The following is a 2,299-nucleotide window of genomic DNA, read 5'->3' on the forward strand; positions in this document are numbered from 1 at the left end:
GAGCGCAGCGAAGCAATCCAGGACGGTTTATGCGGCCCTGGATTGCTTCGCTGCGCTCGCAATGACGATCTGGGGTCACACCCTAGGCGTCGTCGATCTCCGCGATGATCCGGCCCGCTTCGGCGAAAGCGGTGTTGGCGGCGGGCACGCCAGCATAGATCGCGGTCTGCATCAGCACTTCCTTCAGCTCCTCGCGGGTGAAGCCGTCCTGCTGCAGTCCGGAGCGGACGTGGAGCGCGAACTCTTCCCAGCGGCCGAGGCTGGCGGTGATGGCCAGCACGATCAGACGGCGGGTGCGGTCGTCGAGGCCGGGGCGGCTCCAGATCTCCTGCCAGGCGATGCGGGTGATCATCGCCTGGAACTCGGCGTTGAACGGAGTGCGCGCGGCCAGCGAGCGGTCTACCCATGCGTCGCCGAGCACGCGGCGGCGGTTGAGCAGGCCCGCCTCGAACAGGGTCTGGGCTGCGGCATCGGCCTCGGCGCGGTCGGTCAGGAAGCGGATGAGCGCGCCGCCCAGCGCGGCCGGGCTCTCGATCGGCGGGAGGTGCGAGGAATCCAGGTGCACCACCTCGGCACCGGGGATCGCGCGCGCCAGATGCTCGCCGTGGCCGGTGAAGGGGGTGGAGGTGTCCCGGTCGCCCGCGACGATCAGTGTCGGCACGGCGATGGCGGGCAGGCGCTCCGCCAGTTCCATGTCGCGGATCGCCGCGCCGCAGCCCGCATAGCCCGCGTCCGCCATGGCGACAAGGTTCGCGCGCAGGCCCTGCGCAACCGCGGGATGGCTGCGCACGAAGCCGGGCGAGAGGAAGCGCCCCATCGCGAGTTCGGCGATGGCCTGCGTGCCCTGCGCGCGCACGGTCTCCACCCGGGTGTTCCACGAGGCCGCGTCCATGTGCGCCGAGGTGCACACGAGCGCCAGCGCCTCCACGCGGTCCGGGGCGTCGAGCGCCATCTGCATGGCGATCATCCCGCCCAGCGAGACACCGGCGATGGCCGCGCGCGCGATGCCCGCCGCGTCCATCACCGCGGCGACGTCGGCCGCCAGCCCGGCCAGCGTATAGTCGCCATCGGGCGCGTCCGAGGCGCCGTGGCCCCGGGTGTCGATGCGTAGCACGCGAAAATGCGGGAGCAGCGCGGGCAGCGCGGTGTCCCACAGGCCCATGTCGGTGCCGATGGAATTGAGCAGCACCAGCGCGGGGGCGTCGGCGCGGCCGTCCAGCTTCCAGTAGAGCCGGAGCCCGTCATGCATTGCGAAGGGCATGTCTATCCTTTCCGTTCGATCTTCAGCAGCGCGGCGGTGATGCCCGCGCTCTCGCCGATGTCGCGGCCGGGTCCGGCCGCGTCGAGGTTGCGGGCGATGGCGCCTGCGTCGATTTCCAGCCCCTCGGCGACCACGGCCAGCGTATCGAGGCTGCCTGAGGCGAGGCAGAACAGTTCGGCGAGGGCGGGCGCTTCGGCCTGCCATCCGCCGAGGCCGCGCTCTTCCTCCTGCGGCAAGCCGCCCAGCACGCCGGCGACGAGGCCGGGCGCACGGGTGGCGGCGGCAAGGGCGACCTGGCAGCCGGTGGGATTGCGCTTGTGGGCCATGGCGGATGAGCCGCCGCGCCCGGGAATGGCGGGCTCGCGCGCTTCGCCCACGCCGTTCTGGGCGAGCAGGGCGACGTCGCGCGCCATCTTGCCCGCCGCGCCGATCAGGATGCCGAGCGAAGCGGCGATGGCGGCCACCCCGCCGCGCCGCCCGTGCCACGGCGACGACGGCGTCAGGCCGAGCTGGGCGGCCATGCGGCGCGCGACCGCTTCGCCCTTGCCGTCCATACCGGCACGGGTTCCGGCGGCTCCGCCCAACTGCACGCAGGCATGCGCGGCGATCTCGGCGGAAAGGCGCGTGGCGGCCTCGACGATCCCGGCGCGCCAGTGGGCGATGCGCAGGCCGAAGCCGATCGGCAAAGCGTCCTGCAGCAAAGTGCGGCCGATCGCCGGGCGCTTCGCCTCGGCCTGCGCCAGCGCCGCCAGTGCGGCATCGATGCGCGTGGCGTCGGCCTGCAGCAGCGCATGCGCGGCGACGACCTGCCGCATCATCACGGTATCGGCCACGTCCTGGCTGGTCGCGCCCTTGTGCGCCAGCGGGGCCACCTCAGGGGGGAGCGCCGCGCGCAGGCGCGCCACCAGCGGGATCGCGAGGGTGCCGGCCAGCGCCGCCTCCTCGGCCAGCGCCGCCGGGTCGATCTCCAGCGCCGCGCAGGCCAATGCGATGGCCTGCGCGGCCTCGGCGGAGATCACGTCTTCGGCCGCCAGCGCC

Annotated in this window: 2 protein-coding genes; both read right to left on the reverse strand. The window is 73.2% G+C overall.

What is annotated here, in order from left to right:
• Positions 1-82 precede the first annotated feature (82 nt).
• Complete coding sequence (pcaDC, locus tag ACYPYD_RS14120; protein WP_459663750.1) at positions 83-1,249, reverse strand: bifunctional 3-oxoadipate enol-lactonase/4-carboxymuconolactone decarboxylase PcaDC; 1,167 nt, start codon at positions 1,247-1,249, stop codon at positions 83-85.
• Between the two features lie 14 nt (positions 1,250-1,263).
• Positions 1,264-2,299, reverse strand: a 1,036-nt coding sequence (locus ACYPYD_RS14125) for a lyase family protein (protein ID WP_459663752.1), incomplete at its 5' end; no start/stop codon positions are given.

This window comes from Novosphingobium sp. 11B (assembly GCF_054589055.1).

Bases quoted from the DNA above. Each gene is read 5' to 3' on its own strand.
- pcaDC (WP_459663750.1), bottom strand. From the start codon at position 1,249: ATGCATGACGGGCTCCGGCTCTACTGGAAGCTGGACGGCCGCGCCGAC.